Annotated in this window: 18 protein-coding genes; 14 read left to right on the top strand and 4 right to left on the bottom strand. The window is 68.6% G+C overall.

Annotated elements, in window-relative coordinates; genetic code table 11:
• Positions 1-134: 134 nt before the first annotated feature.
• Both MKD38_RS08280 and MKD38_RS08275 read left to right on the top strand, forming a co-directional pair.
• Positions 135-596, top strand: a complete 462-nt coding sequence (locus MKD38_RS08280) for a tripartite tricarboxylate transporter TctB family protein (RefSeq protein ID WP_062801349.1) — start codon at positions 135-137, stop codon at positions 594-596.
• A 13-nt stretch (positions 597-609) separates the two neighbouring features.
• Positions 610-2,112 (top strand): tripartite tricarboxylate transporter permease, encoded by a 1,503-nt coding sequence (locus tag MKD38_RS08275; protein ID WP_062801350.1) that lies wholly within the window; start codon positions 610-612, stop codon positions 2,110-2,112.
• A 95-nt stretch (positions 2,113-2,207) separates the two neighbouring features.
• On the opposite strand, the gene MKD38_RS08270 is transcribed toward MKD38_RS08275, so the two are convergent.
• Positions 2,208-3,092 (bottom strand): LysR substrate-binding domain-containing protein, encoded by an 885-nt coding sequence (locus tag MKD38_RS08270; RefSeq protein WP_062801351.1) that lies wholly within the window; start codon positions 3,090-3,092, stop codon positions 2,208-2,210.
• 160 nt (positions 3,093-3,252) lie between these two features.
• Here MKD38_RS08270 and MKD38_RS08265 point away from each other — a divergent pair, with 160 nt between their 5' ends.
• The 3 genes from MKD38_RS08265 (at position 3,253) to MKD38_RS08255 (ending at position 6,806) form a co-directional block, all read left to right on the top strand.
• Positions 3,253-4,230: a Bug family tripartite tricarboxylate transporter substrate binding protein gene (locus tag MKD38_RS08265; protein WP_252675727.1), complete on the top strand. Its 978-nt coding sequence runs from the start codon at positions 3,253-3,255 to the stop codon at positions 4,228-4,230.
• Between the two features lie 47 nt (positions 4,231-4,277).
• Positions 4,278-5,903 carry a gamma-glutamyltransferase gene (gene ggt, locus MKD38_RS08260; protein ID WP_252675725.1) on the top strand — a complete coding sequence of 542 codons (1,626 nt, stop codon included), beginning with the start codon at positions 4,278-4,280 and terminating at the stop codon, positions 5,901-5,903.
• A gap of 285 nt (positions 5,904-6,188) precedes the next feature.
• A complete protein-coding gene (locus tag MKD38_RS08255; protein WP_252675723.1) occupies positions 6,189-6,806 on the top strand; it encodes a pyridoxamine 5'-phosphate oxidase family protein in 618 nt (205 codons plus the stop codon).
• On the opposite strand, the gene MKD38_RS08250 is transcribed toward MKD38_RS08255, so the two are convergent.
• Positions 6,803-8,239 (bottom strand): CoA transferase, encoded by a 1,437-nt coding sequence (locus tag MKD38_RS08250; protein ID WP_252675721.1) that lies wholly within the window; start codon positions 8,237-8,239, stop codon positions 6,803-6,805. The two genes, MKD38_RS08255 and MKD38_RS08250, sit on opposite strands and share 4 nt — an antisense overlap.
• A gap of 259 nt (positions 8,240-8,498) precedes the next feature.
• Here MKD38_RS08250 and MKD38_RS08245 point away from each other — a divergent pair, with 259 nt between their 5' ends.
• From MKD38_RS08245 to MKD38_RS08215, 7 genes are all read left to right on the top strand, one after another.
• Complete coding sequence (locus MKD38_RS08245; protein ID WP_252675719.1) at positions 8,499-10,256, top strand: glutamine--tRNA ligase/YqeY domain fusion protein; 1,758 nt, start codon at positions 8,499-8,501, stop codon at positions 10,254-10,256.
• A complete protein-coding gene (locus tag MKD38_RS08240) occupies positions 10,256-10,498 on the top strand; it encodes an RNA-binding S4 domain-containing protein (RefSeq protein ID WP_018008200.1) in 243 nt (80 codons plus the stop codon). The genes MKD38_RS08245 and MKD38_RS08240 overlap by 1 nt, the downstream gene beginning before the upstream one ends.
• Before the next feature lie 66 nt (positions 10,499-10,564).
• Positions 10,565-10,948, top strand: a complete 384-nt coding sequence (locus MKD38_RS08235) for an MAPEG family protein (protein WP_252675717.1) — start codon at positions 10,565-10,567, stop codon at positions 10,946-10,948.
• A gap of 5 nt (positions 10,949-10,953) precedes the next feature.
• Positions 10,954-11,541 (top strand): YceI family protein, encoded by a 588-nt coding sequence (locus tag MKD38_RS08230; RefSeq protein WP_252675715.1) that lies wholly within the window; start codon positions 10,954-10,956, stop codon positions 11,539-11,541.
• Between the two features lie 112 nt (positions 11,542-11,653).
• Entirely contained in the window at positions 11,654-11,962 is a 309-nt protein-coding gene (locus MKD38_RS08225) for a hypothetical protein (protein WP_252675713.1), read from the top strand.
• A 97-nt stretch (positions 11,963-12,059) separates the two neighbouring features.
• On the top strand, positions 12,060-12,608 hold the full coding sequence (locus tag MKD38_RS08220; protein WP_012353517.1) for a YaeQ family protein: 549 nt from the start codon (positions 12,060-12,062) through the stop codon (positions 12,606-12,608).
• Between the two features lie 60 nt (positions 12,609-12,668).
• Positions 12,669-13,016 carry an FKBP-type peptidyl-prolyl cis-trans isomerase gene (locus MKD38_RS08215; protein ID WP_018008195.1) on the top strand — a complete coding sequence of 116 codons (348 nt, stop codon included), beginning with the start codon at positions 12,669-12,671 and terminating at the stop codon, positions 13,014-13,016.
• A gap of 94 nt (positions 13,017-13,110) precedes the next feature.
• On the opposite strand, the gene MKD38_RS08210 is transcribed toward MKD38_RS08215, so the two are convergent.
• Positions 13,111-13,431, bottom strand: coding sequence for a hypothetical protein (locus tag MKD38_RS08210; RefSeq protein ID WP_062801360.1), 321 nt, complete (start codon positions 13,429-13,431; stop codon positions 13,111-13,113).
• Between the two features lie 256 nt (positions 13,432-13,687).
• Between MKD38_RS08210 and MKD38_RS08205 the strand changes: the two genes are divergently transcribed.
• Both MKD38_RS08205 and MKD38_RS08200 read left to right on the top strand, forming a co-directional pair.
• Complete coding sequence (locus MKD38_RS08205) at positions 13,688-14,440, top strand: gamma-glutamylcyclotransferase (protein WP_252675711.1); 753 nt, start codon at positions 13,688-13,690, stop codon at positions 14,438-14,440.
• 17 nt (positions 14,441-14,457) lie between these two features.
• On the top strand, positions 14,458-15,258 hold the full coding sequence (locus MKD38_RS08200) for an ankyrin repeat domain-containing protein (protein WP_252675709.1): 801 nt from the start codon (positions 14,458-14,460) through the stop codon (positions 15,256-15,258).
• Between the two features lie 72 nt (positions 15,259-15,330).
• Here MKD38_RS08200 and MKD38_RS08195 read toward each other — a convergent pair whose 3' ends face one another.
• Positions 15,331-17,046 carry a long-chain fatty acid--CoA ligase gene (locus tag MKD38_RS08195; protein WP_252675707.1) on the bottom strand — a complete coding sequence of 572 codons (1,716 nt, stop codon included), beginning with the start codon at positions 17,044-17,046 and terminating at the stop codon, positions 15,331-15,333.
• Positions 17,047-17,097: the final 51 nt, after the last annotated feature.

Raw genomic sequence — 17,097 nt, 5'->3', positions numbered from 1 at the left:
TGAAAGGTCGCCCCCTTACCTTCCACCCTGCCCGCCGGAAGGCCTCCGGAATTCGCTGCATTGATGCAATGCAGCAAAGGCAACGCACAGAGGCCCGCCGAAGATTTCAAGCAGTCTTATCGAGGAGATTCACTTTGCGCATACGTAGCCAAAAGGACTTTGCCTCCGGCCTGATGTTCATCCTGGTCGGATTCGGCTTTTCCTGGGTCGCGCGCGGTTATTCCATGGGAACCGCCGCAAAAATGGGACCGGGATACTTCCCGTTCTGGCTCGGCATCGTGCTCGCCCTGCTGGGCGCGCTGGTGCTGTTCGGCTCGCTGTCGTCCAAGTCGGAAGAAGACAGCCTGGCCCGCTGGGACATCAAGACGCTGTTGTGGATTCTCGGTTCGGTGGTGCTGTTCGGCCTGCTGCTGAAGCCGCTGGGCATGGTGCTGTCGGTGCTGGTGCTGGTGCTGGTGTCGTCGATGGCCAGCCACGAGTTCAGCTGGAAGGGCGCCATCCTGAACGCGGTCATCCTGGTGCTGATCAGCCTGGGCGCGTTCGTGTACGGCATCAACCTGCAGATGCCGGTGTGGCCGGCTTTCCTGGCAAGCTAAGGAGGCCGCCAACATGGAACTACTCACCAACCTGAGTCTGGGCTTCTCCACCGCCCTGACCTTCCAGAACCTCGCGTACGCTTTCCTGGGCTGCGTGCTGGGTACCCTGATCGGCGTGCTGCCGGGCCTGGGGCCGCTGGCCACCATCGCCATGCTGCTGCCGGTGACCTACACGCTGCCGCCGGTGGCCGCGCTGATCATGCTGGCCGGCATCTACTACGGCGCCCAGTACGGCGGTTCGACCACCGCCATCCTGGTGAACCTGCCCGGTGAATCGTCGTCGGTGGTGACCACCATCGACGGTTACCAGATGGCGAGACGAGGGCGAGCGGGGGTGGCGCTGGCGACAGCGGGCCTGGGCTCGTTCTTCGCCGGCTGCGTCGCCACCATGATCCTGGCCGCGTTTGCCGCGCCGCTGTCTGAACTGGCGTTCAAGTTCGGCCCGGCCGAGTACTTCTCGCTGATGGTGCTGGGCCTGATCGGCGCCGTGGTGCTGGCCTCGGGTTCGCTGGTCAAGGCCATCGCCATGATCGTGCTGGGCCTGCTGCTGGGCCTGGTCGGTACCGACGTCAACTCGGGCGCCGCGCGCTTCTCGTTCGACGTGCCGGAACTGACCGACGGCCTGAACTTCGTCTCGGTGGCAATGGGTATCTTCGGCTTTGCCGAAATCATCGCCAACCTGGAGCAGAAGGAGCACCGCGAAACCTTCACCGACCACATCACCAACCTGTTCCCGACCAAGGACGACTTCAAGCGCATGATCCCGGCCGTGCTGCGCGGCACCGCGCTGGGCTCGGCACTGGGCATCCTGCCGGGCGGCGGCGCCTCGCTGGCCTCGTTCGCGGCGTATTCGCTGGAGAAGAAGACCTCCAAGCACCCGCAGGAATTCGGCAAGGGCGCGATCGAAGGCGTGGCGGGTCCGGAATCGGCCAACAACGCGGCTTCGCAGACCTCGTTCATCCCGCTGCTGACGCTGGGCATTCCGCCCAACGCGGTGATGGCGCTGATGGTGGGGGCGATGACCATCCACAACATCCAGCCCGGCCCGCAGGTGATGACCAGCAACCCGGCGCTGTTCTGGGGCCTGATCGCCTCGATGTGGATCGGCAACCTGATGCTGATCGTGCTGAACCTGCCGCTGATCGGCATCTGGGTGAAGCTGCTGAAGGTGCCCTACCGCTACCTGTACCCGGCCATCCTGACGTTCTGCTGCATCGGCGTGTACTCGGTCCAGAACACCACCTTCGACGTGTTCCAGACCGCCGCCTTCGGCGTGGTGGGCTACCTGTTCATCAAGCTGCGCTGCGAACCGGCACCGCTGCTGCTCGGCTTCGTGCTGGGGCCGATGATGGAAGAAAACTTCCGCCGCTCGCTGCTGCTGTCGCGTGGTGACTTCAGCGTGTTCGTGACGCGCCCGCTGTCGCTGGGCCTGCTGATCGCCGCCGCGGTGCTGGTGGTGATCGTGGCGCTGCCGTCGATCAAGGCCAAGCGCGAAGAAGCGTTCCAGGAAGAATAAGCAGGGAATATCGCCGGCCTGGCGCCGGCGGCAACAAAGCTGAAGGGCACCGCGAGGTGCCCTTTTTTTCGTCCGCCGCCCGTCGCCGGTGGCCGCTAGGCCCCGAACAGTTCGCTGCAGGCCGCCCGCACTGCCGCCGTGACCTGCCCGCGGCCGTGGTCGCGCCGCTCCAGCATGCCGATCTGGCGCATCACCGGCTCGCCGTTGACCAGCAGCGGCAGCACGCGCAAAGCATCGTCGTCGCGCCAGCGCGCGCGCCGCAGCAGCGGCACCACGGTCACCCCCACCTCCTGCCGCACCAGCTCGACCAGCGCCTCGATCGCGTTCAGCTCCAGGAATTCATTGACCTTCAGGTGGGCGCGGCGCAGCGCGCGCTCCACCAGCACGCCGGTGCGCTGGCTGCGGTCGAAGCGCAGGTAGGGGTTGGCCGCCAGCGCCTCGCGCGCGTCGCGGCCCGGGCTGCCGCGCGCGGCGATGGCCACCAGCGGCTCCTGGTACAGCGGCGTCCAGCGCAGCGTGCCCGGCACGCGCGCCGCGCCCTCCACCAGGATGGCGGCGTCGAGTTCGCCGGCCTCCACCTGCGCCGCCAGCTCGATCGACTTGGCGCCGACCAGGCGCACGTCCAGCGCCGGATAGGTGCGTTTCATGCGCGCCACCGCGTGCGACAGGCCGCCCATCACCGACACCACCGCGCCCACCGCGACCGCGCCCGCCATGGCTTCGGCCGACGCCAGCGGCAACCGCATCTCGTCATACAGCGCCAGCAGCTTGCGCGCCTGCGGCAGCAGCGCGCGGCCATCCGCATTGAGCACCGCCACGCGGCCGTTGCGGTCGAACAGCTCGCGGCGCAGCTCGGTCTCCAGCGCGCGCATCTGCAGGCTGACCGCGGCCTGGGTCAGCGCCACCTGCGCCGCGGCGGCGGCGAACGAGCCGTGCTCGGCCACGGCGACGAAGGTGCGAAGGAATCGGACAGTGCTCATGATGCACACCAGTGGAGGAACGCCCCCGTCGCCCTGGCGTTCGATACTTAAAAAAATCTTGCGACATTGGAAAGAAATATTAGCTTTCTTTGTGACCGGCGGCGCGGAATAATGAAGGCCGATCATCAATCCGCCCTGCGCCTGATTCTCGGAGACACCCATGACATCCTGGCTGCGCCGCCTCGGCACCGGCCTCGGCATCGGCCTGTGCCTGGCCGCCACCCCGGCCTTGGCCGATACCTACCCGAGCAAGCCGATCCGGCTGCTCGTGCCTTTTCCCGCCAGCGGCGCGACCGACCTGCTGGCCCGCGCCATCGCGCAGAAGGTGGGCAGCAACATGGGCCAGCAGATCGTGGTCGACAACCGTCCCGGCGCCGGCGGCGCGATCGGCTCCGACATGGCTGCCAAGGCCGCGCCGGACGGCTATACGCTGCTGATCGCCACCACCAGCACGCATTCGATCGGGCCGCATATCAATCCCCGCCTGCCGTACCAGACCGAGACCGACTTCACGCCGGTGGGCCAGGTCGCGATCGCCACCAACGTGCTGGTGGTGCCCAACAGCCTGCCGGTGAAGAACGTGCGCGAACTGGTCGACTACGCCAAGAAGCATCCCGGCGAGCTGAACTACGCCTCGAGCGGCAACGGCACCGTGGTGCACCTGACCACCGAGGCGTTCAAGACGCAGGCGGGCGTGTTCATCACCCACATTCCCTACCGCGGCACCGCGCTGGCCGTGCCTGACCTGATCTCGGGCAAGGTGCAGGTGCTGTTCGACAGCATCGTGTCGGGCCTGCCGCACGTGAAGGACGGCAAGCTCAAGGCGCTGGCAGTGACCAGCGCGAAACGCTCGCCGCTGGCGCCGGAAATCCCCACCGTCAGCGAATCGGGCCTGCCGGGCTTCGTCTCCGATACCTGGTTCGGCATCTATGGCCCCAAGGGCATGCCGGCCGATATCGTCAACCGCCTCAATGCCGAGTTCAACAAGGCCATCCAGTCGCCCGAGGTGAAGGAACGGCTGGCCAAGCTGGGCGCCGAACCGGGCGGCGGCACGCCCGCCCAGTTCGCCGCCATGGTGAAGCAGGACAGCGCGCGCTGGGGCAAGCTGATCAGGGATCGCAAGATCACGGCAGAATAAATACGCCACCGAGCGCCCCGGGCGCACCGAGCACAAAGGACTTACCCATGCAGAACTTCAACTGGACCAACCCCTACCCGTCCGTGCGCATTCCGCTGTTTGCGCGCAACGTGGTCTCGACCTCGCACCCGCTGGCCGCGCAGGCCGGCCTGCGCATGCTGCTCAAGGGCGGCAATGCGGTCGATGCCGCCATCGCCGCGGCCGCCGCCATCACCATCGTCGAGCCGGTATCGTGCGGCCTGGGCAGCGACGCCTTCGCCATCCTGTGGGATGGCAAGTCGCTGCACGGCCTGAACTCGTCGGGCGTGGCGCCGGCGGCATGGAGTCCGGAATACTTCAAGGCCAAATACGGCACCGACGCCAACGGCCTCGCCAACCGCCCGATCCGCGGCTGGGACTCGGTCACCGTCCCTGGCGTGGTCGCCGGCTGGGCCGCGCTGCACGAGCGCTTCGGCAAGCTGCCGTTTGCCGACCTGATGGAACCCGCGATCGAGATCGCCGAGCGCGGCTACGCCGTGCCGCCGGTGGTGGCGCACAAGTGGGCCGCCGCGGTGCCGGAACTGAAGGACCAGCCCGGCTACGCCGAGACCTTCATGCCCAACGGCCGCGCCCCGGCGGTGGGTGAGAAATTCACCATGAAGGACGCCGCCGAGACCCTGCGCCAGATCGGCGCGACCCGCGGCCGCGCCTACTACGAAGGCGCGATCGCCGAGAAGATCGCCGCCTTCAGCAAGCAGTGCGGCGGCGCGATGACGCTCGACGACCTGCGCAACTACCGGCCCGACTGGGTCAAGCCGATCAGCAAGTCCTATCGCGGCTACGAACTGCACGAGATCCCGCCCAATGGCCAGGGCATCGCCGCGCTGATCGCGCTGGGCATCCTCGACCAGTTCGACCTGGCCTCGATCCCGGTCGATTCGGTCGATTCGCAGCACCTGCAGATCGAGGCCATGAAGCTGGCCTTCGCCGACCTGTACCAGTACGTGGCCGATCCGCGCAGCATGGAAGTCACGCCCGAACAGATGCTGGACGACGCCTACCTGAAGTCGCGCGCCAAACTGATCGACATGCAGCGCGCCACGCATTTCAACTTCGGCATGCCCAAGGTCGGCGGCACCATCTACCTGACCGCGGCGGACGAGAACGGCATGATGATCTCGTTCATCCAGTCGAACTACATGGGCTTCGGCTCGGGCGTGGTGGTGCCGGGCACCGGCATCAGCCTGCAGAACCGCGGCGTCGGCTTCTCGATGGATCCCAGGTCCGCCAACGTGGTCGCGGGCGGCAAGCGTCCGTTCCACACCATCATCCCGGCCTTCCTGACCAAGAACGGCCAGCCGGTGATGAGCTTCGGCGTGATGGGCGGCGACATGCAGCCGCAGGGCCACGTGCAGACCGTGGTGCGCATGCTCGACTACAACCAGCAGCCGCAGGCGGCCTGCTGCGCGCCGCGCTGGAAGGTCAACCGCGACTTCACGCTGGACGTCGAAGGCACCATGGACCCGGCCACGGTCGAGGGTCTGAAGGCGCGCGGCCACCAGCTCAAGTCGGTGGACGATCCGTACATGGACTTCGGCTCGGGTCAGTTTATCTGGCGAATGTCGGACGACGCCGAGCACGGCTACGTCGCCGCCAGCGACAGCCGGCGCGACGGGCAGGCGGTGGGGTTCTAAAGCAAAAAAAGGAGCGCGGTTTTGGGTGCGCCAACGCCGCCCGAACTCACCTAAGCAAGGTGTTCCCCCTCTCCCCTCATGGGGAGAGGGCCCGGGGTGAGGGGTGGGCTAGCAACGAGCCCCATCAAGCGAAGCCTTCGGTTCTCACCCACGGGCGTCAGCCTTTGACGCTCCCGCCCTCTCCCCCGCCCCTCTCCCGCAAGCGGGCGAGGGGCGCTCGCTGCGAGCGGCAGCGCGAGAATTGTGCGTTACATTGACGCTTTCGCCCACACTGTCCAGCCTGCCATGACCCCGCACGCCATCACCACGCTGGCCGAACTGGAAGCGCTCTACGCGCAACCGGCGGCGCCCTCGCTGTCCAAGCAAGTCGATTACCTGCACCCGCACTACCAGGCCTTTATCGAGGCGGCGCCGTTCTGCCTGCTGTCGACGGTGGGCCAGGACTGGGCCGAATGCTCGCCGCGCGGCGACGCGCCCGGCTTCGTCCAGGTGCTGGACCAGCGCACCCTGCTGCTGCCGGACCGGCGCGGCAACAACCGCATCGACAGCCTGTGCAATATCGTTGCCGATCCGCGCGTGGGCCTGCTGTTCGTGATCCCCGGCATCAACGAGACCATCCGCGTCAACGGCACCGCGCAGATCAGCGTCGATCCGGCCCTGATCGCGCGCTGCGTGGTCGACGGCAAGGCGCCGACCACGGTGCTGGTGATCACGGTGCAGGCGGTGTTCTTCCAGTGCGCCCGCGCGCTGATCCGCTCGCGCCTGTGGGCCGCGCAGTCGCAGGTCGCGCGCCAGTCCCTGCCGAGCAACGGCGAGATCCTGTCCACGCTGAGCGGCAACGCCATCGACGGCGCCGCCTATGACCGCGAGCTGCCCGAGCGGCAGCGCACCACGCTCTACTAGCGCGGCAGCCACTCCGGCGCATGCGTGCCGAGCGGCTCGGACGGCAGCGCCCAGCGCGCCGGCGTCCCGGACAGCTGCGCGGCGTGGCGCACCACCGTCAGCATGCCGAAGCCGGACGGCACCGCTTCGAGCAGGTCGGCGACGTCGTCGATCTTCTGCTCGGGCGCCTTGAGCCCGTCTGGCACGCGCCCCAGCCCGCGCAGCCACTGCCCCACCTGCGCCAGCGACACGCGCACATGCCAGCTGCCTCCCTCCACCGCGCGCCGGTGCAGCGCGGCCATCGCGCCGAAGGCCAGCAGGTAGCCCGCGGCGTGGTCCAGCACCTGGGCCGGCAACGGCCGCGGCGCGTCGCTGCCGGCGGCTTCCGCCTCGGCGTGGTTGAAGCCGGTAGCGGTCTGCACCAGCGAATCGAAGCCGCGCTTGTGCGCCCACGGCCCGACGTGGCCATACGCGCTCAGCGACACATAGACGATGCCGGGACGGGCGCGCGCCGCAGCCTCCGGACCGACGCCCAGTTCAGCCAGGCCGCCGGGCCGGTAGCCCTGCACCAGCACGTCGGCGCCGTGCAGCAGCTTGTGCAGCGTGCGCTTGTCGTCGGCATCGCGCAGGTCCAGCTGGCAGCTGCGCTTGCCGCGGCCGGTGTCGATCACCAGCGGGGCGATCGACGGCAGGTGCGGCGCGGTCACCAGCAGCACGTCGGCGCCATGCGCGGCCAGCGTGCGGCCCGCCACCGGCCCGGCGATGATGCGGGTGAAGTCGAGCACGCGCACGCCAGACAGCGGCTGCGCGTCCGCCGACCCCGGAGCCGGCAGCGGCTGCGGCGCGGCGTCGCCGATCCGCTCCAGCGTGACCGGCGGCAGGCCGCGCAGCGCCGCGGCCTGCGGATGGCGGTCCCATTCGTCGAAGCTGCGCAGCGCGGCGACCACCAGGCCGGCGTCGGACGCGGCGGTTTCGAAGGCCTCGGCCTCCCACTTTTCCAGCGCCGCCTGCACCGCGGCCTTGTCATAGGCGCAGCCCAGCAGCCGCAGCACGCCGTCGCGGTGATGCGGGAAATTGGTGTGCAGGCGGACCCAGCGGCCGTCGCCGCAACGGTAGATGCCGGCGATCTGGTCCCACAGCTCCGGCGCCGGGCCGCCATCGACGCGCAGGTAGCGCTCGCTGCGGAACTCGGTGATGGCGTGGCGCATGTCGACGCCGACCTGCTGCCACTGGCCGCTGCGGCCTTGCCACAGCGTGGCGGCGGCCAGCGCCGACGCGGCCAGGCTGGCCTGCGCCGCGGTCCCCACAGCAAAGCTGGAAGGCAGTACCGGCTCGGCGCCGTCCAGGCGCAGGTGGGCCAGCGCTTCGGCGGGCAGGCCGGCATCGCGCCACAGCGCGCCGACGACATCGAGGGGCATGGGCGGCACTTGTGCCGCAGCGGTGGGGGCGTTCATGGGCGTTCCTGCTGCGATGGATGACTGTCGGCCGTGGCCGGCCGGCACGGGTCTCCATGCTACTCCGACACATCACTTCCGGTGCGCGCAACTTGTGCCGGCAACGGACAAGACCACAAATGAGCCGATGCTCACGGCGTGCGGCGCCGCCGGCACGGTAAAATCCCGCTATTGGCATTCCGCCACGCAATCCGAAGACCCGGCCCCACGCCTTGCAGGCGCCCCTGCAGGCGCTTGCGGCCGGCCAACCGGCGCCATCATGAGCCACGACAACAAGCCTACCGACAGCACACCAGCCGCCTCCAACTTCCTGCGCAGCATCATCGACCAGGACCTCGCCGGCGGCACCTACGCCGGCCGCCAGGACAAGCAAGGCGAGCCGCTGCCGACCGTCATCACCCGCTTCCCGCCGGAGCCCAATGGCTACCTGCATATCGGCCACGCCAAGAGCATCTGCCTGAACTTCGGGCTGGCGCGCGACTACGGCGGCCGCTGCCACCTGCGCTTCGACGACACCAACCCGGTCAAGGAAGACACCGAATACGTCGATTCCATCATCGACGCCGTGCACTGGCTGGGCTTCTCCTGGGACAGCACCGGCAAGGACGGCGCCGCGCAACCCCACCTGTACTACGCCAGCGACTACTTCGACCAGCTCTACGCCTTTGCCGAGACGCTGATCGAGCGCGGCGCCGCCTATGTGGACAGCCAGTCGGCCGAGCAGATCGCCGCCAGCCGCGGCAATTTCTCCGAGCCGGGCAAGCCCTCGCCCTTCCGCGACCGCAGCGTCGAGGAAAACCTGCAGCTGTTCCGCGACATGCGCGCCGGCAAGTACGCCGACGGCGAGCACGTGCTGCGCGCGAAGATCGACATGACCGCGCCCAACATCGTCATGCGCGACCCGGTGCTCTATCGCATCCGCCACGCGCATCACCACCGCACCGGCGACAAGTGGTGCATCTATCCGATGTACGACTTCACGCACTGCATCTCGGACGCGCTGGAGAACATCACCCACTCGCTGTGCACGCTGGAGTTCGAGAACAACCGCCCGCTGTACGACTGGGTGCTGGAGCACCTGCGCGACAGCGGCGTGTTCCGCGACCCGCTGCCGCACCAGTATGAGTTCGCGCGGCTGAACCTGACCTACGCCATCACCAGCAAGCGCAAGCTCAAGCAACTGGTCGACGAGAAGCGCGTCGACGGCTGGGACGATCCGCGCATGCCCACGCTGGTGGGCGTGCGCCGCCGCGGCTACACCCCGGAATCGATCCAGCTGTTCTGCGACCGCGTCGGCGTGGCCAAGGCCGACAGCTGGATCGACATGAGCACGCTCGAAGGCTCGGTGCGCGACGACCTCGACGGCCGCGCCGCGCGCGGCGTTGCCGTGCTCGATCCGCTGCGGCTGGTGATCGACAACTACCCGGAAGGCCAGAGCGAGGAATGCTCGGCACCGGTCCACCCCAAGAAGCCGGAACTGGGCAAGCGGGTGTTCCCGCTGTCGCGCGAGCTGTGGATCGAGCGCGAGGACTTCAACGAGACCCCGCCCAAGGGCTACTTCCGCCTGTTCCCCGGCAACAAGGTGCGCCTGAAGTACGGCTATGTGATCGAGTGCACCGGCGTGGACAAGGACGCCGACGGCAACGTCGTGGCGGTGCACGCCAACTACCTGCCCGACACCAAGAGCGGCACACCGGGCGCCGACAGCGTCAAGGTCAAGGGCGTGATCCACTGGGTCAGCGCGGCGCATGCGTATGAAGCCGAGGTGCGCCTGTACGACCGCCTGTTCAGCGATCCCAATCCGGATGCCGGCGGCAAGAACTTCCTCGATGCGCTCAACCCGGATTCCAAGCAGGTGATCACCGCCTACCTGGAGCCCGGCCTGCGCGAGGCGCAGCCGGAAGACCGCTTCCAGTTCGAGCGCCACGGCTACTTCGTCGCCGACCGCAGCGATTCGACGCCGGGCAAGCCGGTGTTCAACCGCATCGTCGGCCTCAAAGACAGCTGGGGCAAGTGATGGCCAGACCTGGCAAGGCAACGGTGCAGACCATCACCTTCCCGCTCGAGGGCGAATTCATCGCCCTCAATGACCTGCTCAAGCTGGCGGGCGTGTGCGACAGCGGCGGCGCCGGCAAGGCGCTGGTCGCGGCCGGTGAAGTCTCGGTGGACGGCGCGCCCGAATCGCGCAAGACTGCCAAGATCCGCGCCGGGCAGGTGGTGGGCCTGGCGGGCATCGAGATCCGCGTGGTCGCCGCCTGAGCGCGCGGACCGGCCGGCGCGCCGCCACGTGCGGCGGGCGCCGGCACAGCAACCGAAAGGATGACTATGCCGATCGCTTTCTGGTGCGTGCTGCTGGCCGGCGTGCTGCCGCTGGCGACGGTGGCCATCGCCAAGGCCAGCGCGCCGGGCTATGACAACCATGACCCGCGCGGCTGGCTGGACCGGCAATCCGGCCGCGCACGCCGCGCCGACCTGGCGCACCGCAACCATTTCGAGGCCTTCCCCTTCTTTGCCGCGGCGGTGCTGAGCGCCACCTACCTGCAGGCGCCACAGGCCCGCGTCGACGAACTGGCGATGGCCTTTATCGCGGTGCGCGTGCTCTACACCCTGTGCTACATCACCGACCGCGCCACCCTGCGCACGCTGTGCTGGACCATCGGCTACCTGACCGTGGTGGGGATCTTCCTGCTGCCGGTCTTTGTTTACTGACGCCCATGGCCCTGCGCGCGCTGCTGCTTATGGCCGCCATCGGCATCACCGCCGCCCACGCGGCGCCGGTCGAGTACACCCTGGATCCGGCCCATACCACCGTCTATTTCTCGGCCAGCCATTTCGAGCGCAGCTCGGTGCGCGGGCGCTTCGGCAAGATCGACGGGCGCCTGGTCTATGACGCGGACAGCGGCGCCGGCGCAATCGACGTGACGGTTGACCTTAGCTCGGTCGATACCGGCAACCGCACGCTGGACGGCGTGCTGCGCTCGGCGCAGTTCTTCGATATTGCCGAGCACCCGGTGGCGCGGCTGCGCGCGGACAGGTTCCTGACCGAAGCCGGCCGCCTCGCCGCCGTGGAAGGCGAACTGACGCTGCATGGCGTGACCCGGCCCGTGCGCCTGCTGGCCGAGCGCTTCCGCTGCGGCGAGGTCACGCTGTTCGGCGTGAGCCGGCAGGTCTGCGGCGGCGACTTCCGCGCCGAAGTGCCGCGCAGTGCCTTCGGCATGACCCGCTTCCTGCCCGAAGTCGGTGACATCGTGACGCTGCAAGTGGCGGTCGAGGCATCGCCCGCGGCCAGCGTTCCGCGCTGACCCCGCGCTTACCCTACTCGTCACCTGCGCCACAAATTTCTCTTGTAGAATCAGCGCTTTGCAAAATCCCTGCCACGCCCGTCCGCGTGTGCGGCGACGCGAGACAGAGACCATGTTCGAGATTCATTCCGGCGACATCGTGGCCGCCGCGCTGGCGGCTGCCGGGGCCTGCCTGGCCTGCAGCATTCCGGGCGACTTCCTGCGCCGCTTCCCGCTATGGGCGGTGCGCACCTACGGGCGCGGCGCGCTGCTGATGCCGTTCCTGGCGATGATGGTTGGCACCTGGCTGTTCCGCCTCGGCCTGGCCGGCCAGCTCGACACCCCGCCGGGCCAGGCACTGCTGGTGGCGGCGGCCTTCCTCGGCACCCTGCTGGCGTCGGCGCTGCTGCGCTTTTATCTGAAGGAATACCGCAAGCGCTGAGGCGCCGGCTTTGAATCGACGGGGTTGAATCGCGTATGATGCGGCCTTTTGCGTCGTACGCACCCCAGCCCGGGGCGCCTGCCGCTTACCTCACCTCATGGCGCTCAAATCCACTATCTTCAAGGCCGAACTGTCCGTGTCGGACATGGACCGGCCCTACTACGGCAGCCACAGCCTGACAATCGCCCAGCACCCGTCCGAGAACGACGCGCGCATGATGGTGCGCCTGCTCGCCTTTGCCTGCGAAGCCAGCGAAACCCTGGCCTTTACCCGCGGCCTCGACGAACCCGACGAGCCCGATCTGTGGGACAAGCGGCTGACCGGCGACATCGCCCATTGGGTCGAACTGGGCCAGCCCGACGAAGCCCGCCTGAAACGCGCCGCGGCCCGTGCCGAGCGCGTGACCGTCTACACCTACAACGCCGCGAGCGCGCGCGAATGGTGGAAGGGCATGGCGGGCAAGGCCGGCAAGCTGCGCAACGTCACCGTCTACAATGTCCCGGCGGAGGCCGTCGACGCGCTGGCCGCGCTGGCGCAGCGGGCCATGCGCCTGTCGGTGACGATCCAGGACGGCGATATCTGGGTGGCCGACGACGACCGCAACGTACAACTGACGCTGGAAGTGCTCCAGCGCGCCCAAGCCTGAGCGCAGCGGCGCTGCGCTCATCTTCCTGTCCACGTCTTTCCCATCGCAAGGAATAACGCCATGCAAACCACGCCCTCTGGCCTGCAATACGAAGACACCACCGTCGGCTCCGGCGCCGAAGCCACCGCCGGCAAGCACGTCACCGTGCACTACACCGGCTGGCTGTACGAGAACGGCCAGGCCGGCCGCAAGTTCGATTCGAGCAAGGACCGCAACGACCCGTTCGTGTTCCCGCTGGGTGCCGGCCATGTGATCCGCGGCTGGGACGAGGGCGTGCAGGGCATGAAGGTTGGCGGCGTGCGCCGCCTGGTGATCCCGGCCGACCTGGGCTACGGCGCACGCGGCGCCGGCGGCGTGATTCCGCCGAACGCGACGCTGCTGTTTGAAGTGGAACTGCTGGCGGTTTAAGCCGACGGTTTAAGCTCGGCGCCACGCCGCTCCCGCGCCAGCAGGAGTGGCGTCCGGCCGAAGTCTTCAGCCCGGGCGCCCTGCCCGGGCGCTCTCAGAAACCGATGGCGGCATTGCCGACATCGACGCGGACCTTGTCCCGGTCCAGCAACCGCGCCGCATGGCGCGCATAGTCCTGCGCCCAGGCAGCATCGCCGGAGAAGCGCGCTTCCCCCGAGAACTTGGCGACATTGAGGATCTTGTCGATCACCAGCACCTTGCCCACCGGGCTCGATGCCTGGCAGTCCAGCTCGGTGTATTCCCGGTCGAACCAGCGCCAGGCGGCATCCTCGGTGACCGCGGCCAGCTCGTCCGTGCCGATCGTGAAGTCATATTCCTTGCCGCTGCCGAACACCACCGTAAGCGTACGTGCCATCGCAGGTTCCCCCTGGGTTGCATTGAGGCCCCATTGTAAGGACTCGGCGGCGCCAGCGGCGCGCAATTCGCGCCGTCCTGACCACCGACAAGGATGGGTGGCGCACGGCCATGGCGACTGGCAGCGGCACCACGCGGCCCGGACCGTTGTCTGGCACCCACACCCGGACCGCTGACTCGGACAATTCCGAACAAAAGTGCCACTTGTGGCATTTCTCCGGCCCGCCCGGGACGCCGCTTTGATTTATGCTTGCAGCATGGGCATCACGCGACAGGACCTCGAATCCGACCGGCTGCGCACCTCGCTGTGCAGCACTCCGGTTGCGTCCTCGCTGTTGCCCGAGGCCGCGCTGGAGCAATCGCTGGCCGATACGCTGGCGCGCCGCCCCGACGATCCCGCGCTGGGCGGCGATGTCTGGGTATTCGGCTACGGTTCGCTGATCTGGAATCCGATGGTGGTGCACACCGAGCGCCAGCGTGCCACGGTGCACGGCTACCACCGCGGCTTCTACCTCTATTCCCGCATCAACCGCGGCACCTGGGACAATCCCGGACTGGTGCTCGGGCTCGACCGTGGCGGCTGCTGCCACGGCATGGTGTTCCGCGTGCCCAGCCATGTGGTCGAGCAGGAGTTTCGCGTGCTGTGGCGCCGCGAGATGCTGACCGGCGCCTACCATCCGCGCTGGCTGCGCATCCGCGTCGGCGCCGCCGACGCGCCGGAGCAGCGCGCGCTGGCCTTCGTCATGAACCGCTCCCACGAGGCCTACGCCGGCCGGCTGCCCGACGCCAGCGTGGTGGCACGGCTGCGCCACGCCGCCGGCCTGTACGGACCGGCCCGCGAATACCTGCAGCAAACCCTGCTGGGCCTGGCCACCAACGGTGTCGACGATCCCTACCTCGGACGGCTCTGGCGCCAGCTGCAGGCAGGCGATGCGGCCGAACCTGACACCCAGGCGGGCCAGGCGCCGGACCACCTCCCGCTGCCGGCCAGCCCTCACGAAACCGTCTGAGCCCAGGAGCTGCCGCCATGACGCGCCCCGCCGCCCGCACCCGCAGACAGGCACTCAATGAGTTGCTGGGGCTGGCGGGTCTGCTGATGGGCGGCGGCCTGCTGGCGGCGCAGGGCAGCCAGACCCTGGCGGCGCGGCCGGCCGGCGGCGCCGCCAACGCGCCCGCGGCACGCCCGCCGCGCAGCCCCGCGACGCCGGCGCCGGCACGCCGCGACGCCATCGGCACGCTCGACCGCAACCTGATCACCGCCGCGAGCGGCGGCGACCAGGCCCTGGTGGCGCGCCTGCTGGCCGCCGGGGCCTCGGCCCGCGCCGCCGACGAACGTGGCCACAGCGCGCTGCTGGCGGCCGTGCAGAACCGCCACCTCGAGGTCGCGCGCACGCTGATGCTGGCCGGCGCCGACGTCAACCTGAAGGATGCCGATGCCAACAGCCCGTTCCTGCTGGCCGCCGCCACCGGCCAGGCCGACATGGTGCGGCTGGCGCTGGCGCACGGCGCCGACCTCGCCAGCACCGACCGCTACCGTGGCACCGCGCTGATCGTGGCCAGCCAGCAGGGCCATGTGGAAGTGGTGAAGCTGCTGCTGAAGGCCGGCATTGCCGTCGACCACGTCAACGACCTGGGCTGGACCGCGCTGCTCGAGGCGGTGATCCTGGGCGACGGCAGCGCGCGCTACGAGGATACGGTGCAACTGCTGCTCGATGCGGGCGCGGACGCCAACCTGGCCGACCGCGAAGGCGTCACGCCCACGCGCCATGCGCGCCAGCGCGGCTACAAGACCATGGTGAAGATGCTGATGCGGGTTCGCGGGCATTGAGCCCGGGACGCGCACAAAAAGAACAAAGGCTGGTCGCCGGACCAGCCTTTTTCATGCCACGGCTTCGCGGACTCAGGCCGCCGGCGCCGTGCCTGCGGCAGGATTGCGCGCGTTCTCGCTTTCCTGCAGCTGCCGCCACATCACCTTGCCGGTGCCCGACTTCGGCAGCGCCTCGACGAACTCCACCACGCGCGGGTACTTGTAGGCGGCCATGTTGTCCTTGGCCCAGTCGATGATCTGCTCCGGCGTGGTCTTGCCCCTGGCATGGGCGCGCAGCACCACCACCGCCTTGACGGTCTCGCCGCGGTACGGGTCACGGGTGCCGATGATGCAGGCCTCCTGCACGTCCGGGTGCTTGTACAGCAGGTTCTCGACCTCGGCCGGCCACACCTTGAAGCCCGACGCATTGATCATGCGCTTGAGCCGGTCGGTGATGAAGTAATAGCCCTCCTCGTCCATGCGGCCCAGGTCGCCGGTGCGGAAGAAGGTCTTGCCCTCGAATTCGATGAAGGCCTCGCGCGTGGCATCCTCCTTGCCCCAGTAGCCCTTGAACACCTGCGGGCCGCTGACGATGATCTCGCCGATCTCGTCGGGCGGCAGCTCCTTGAGTGTGACCGGGTCGATCACGCGCGCGTCGGTGTTGAAGGTCGGCACGCCCAGGCACTGCAGCTTGGGCCGGTCCGACGGGTTGCTGTGGGTCGGCGCCATGGTCTCGGACAGGCCATAGCCTTCCAGGTAGTTCAGCCCGAACTGCTCGCGCAGGCGCTCGGCCACCGCCTGCGGCATGGCCGCGCCGCCGCCGCCGATATAGCGCAGGCTCGACAGGTCGAACCCGGCCAGGTTGGGGCTGGCCAGGAAGTCGATCACCATGGTCGGGATATTGGTCCAGTGCGTGACCTGGTAGCGCGAGATCAGGCGCCCCGCCACTTCGCGGTCCCAGCGTGGCAGCATCACCACGGTGGCGCCGCTGTAGATCGGGCCGTTCATGCCGTATTGCATGCCGGTGACGTGGAACAGCGGCAGCACCGACAGCACCACCGACTCCGCGCCCGAGCCCGACCAGGTCGCACCGCCGACGATGTTGTGCATCACCGAGCGGTGGGTATGAATGCAGCCCTTGGGGAAGCCGGTGGTGCCCGAGGTGTACGGCATCACCGCCATGTCGTCCGGGCCGGCGGTATGCGGCCCCGGCTGCAGGCCCGCGCCGAGCGCCGCGGCCCACGGGGTCGCGCCGGCGGGCAACGGATGCGGCGTGGTCAGCCAGGCCGGCGGTGCGTCCTCCGGATGTTCGTGGGCCGGCGGCAGCGCGTCGGCGTATTGCGTCACCAGCAGGTGCTGCAGGCGCTGCGCCGGTTCCAGCTCGGCCTGCGCCTGCTCGACGCCGGCGGCGAGGTCGGCGGTGAAGATCGCCACGCGCGCCCGGGCGTCGGTGACGTAGTGCTTGAACTCCTCGGCGCGGTTCATCGGGTTGACCGGCACCACCACCGCGTCGGCGCGCAGGATGGCGTAGTAGCTGACGATGAACTGCGGACAGTTCTGCATGTACAGCAGCACCCGGTCGCCCTTCTTCACACCCGCCTTCTGCTGCAGCCAGCCGGCCAGCGCGGTGGCCTGGTCCTGCAGCTCACGGAAGCTGATGGCGTTGCCGAAATAGCGGATCGCGGCCTTGTCGGCATAGCGCAGCGCCGAGACCTCCAGGTTGGCCCACAGCGACGTTTCCGGCAGCACGATGGCGGGCGGCAGGCGCTTTGGCCAGAACTGGAAATGCGGGCGGGCAGGGGTCGGCATGAAGAGTCTCCTGTGCGGTCTCGCGGACCGGGTCTGTCGTATGGCCAAGGA

The sequence above is a fragment of the Cupriavidus sp. WGlv3 genome, from assembly GCF_023952475.1.
Classification (GTDB): domain Bacteria; phylum Pseudomonadota; class Gammaproteobacteria; order Burkholderiales; family Burkholderiaceae; genus Cupriavidus; species Cupriavidus phytorum.
Note: the sequence above shows the minus strand (reverse complement) of the source record. Positions and strands in the feature narration are given on the sequence as shown.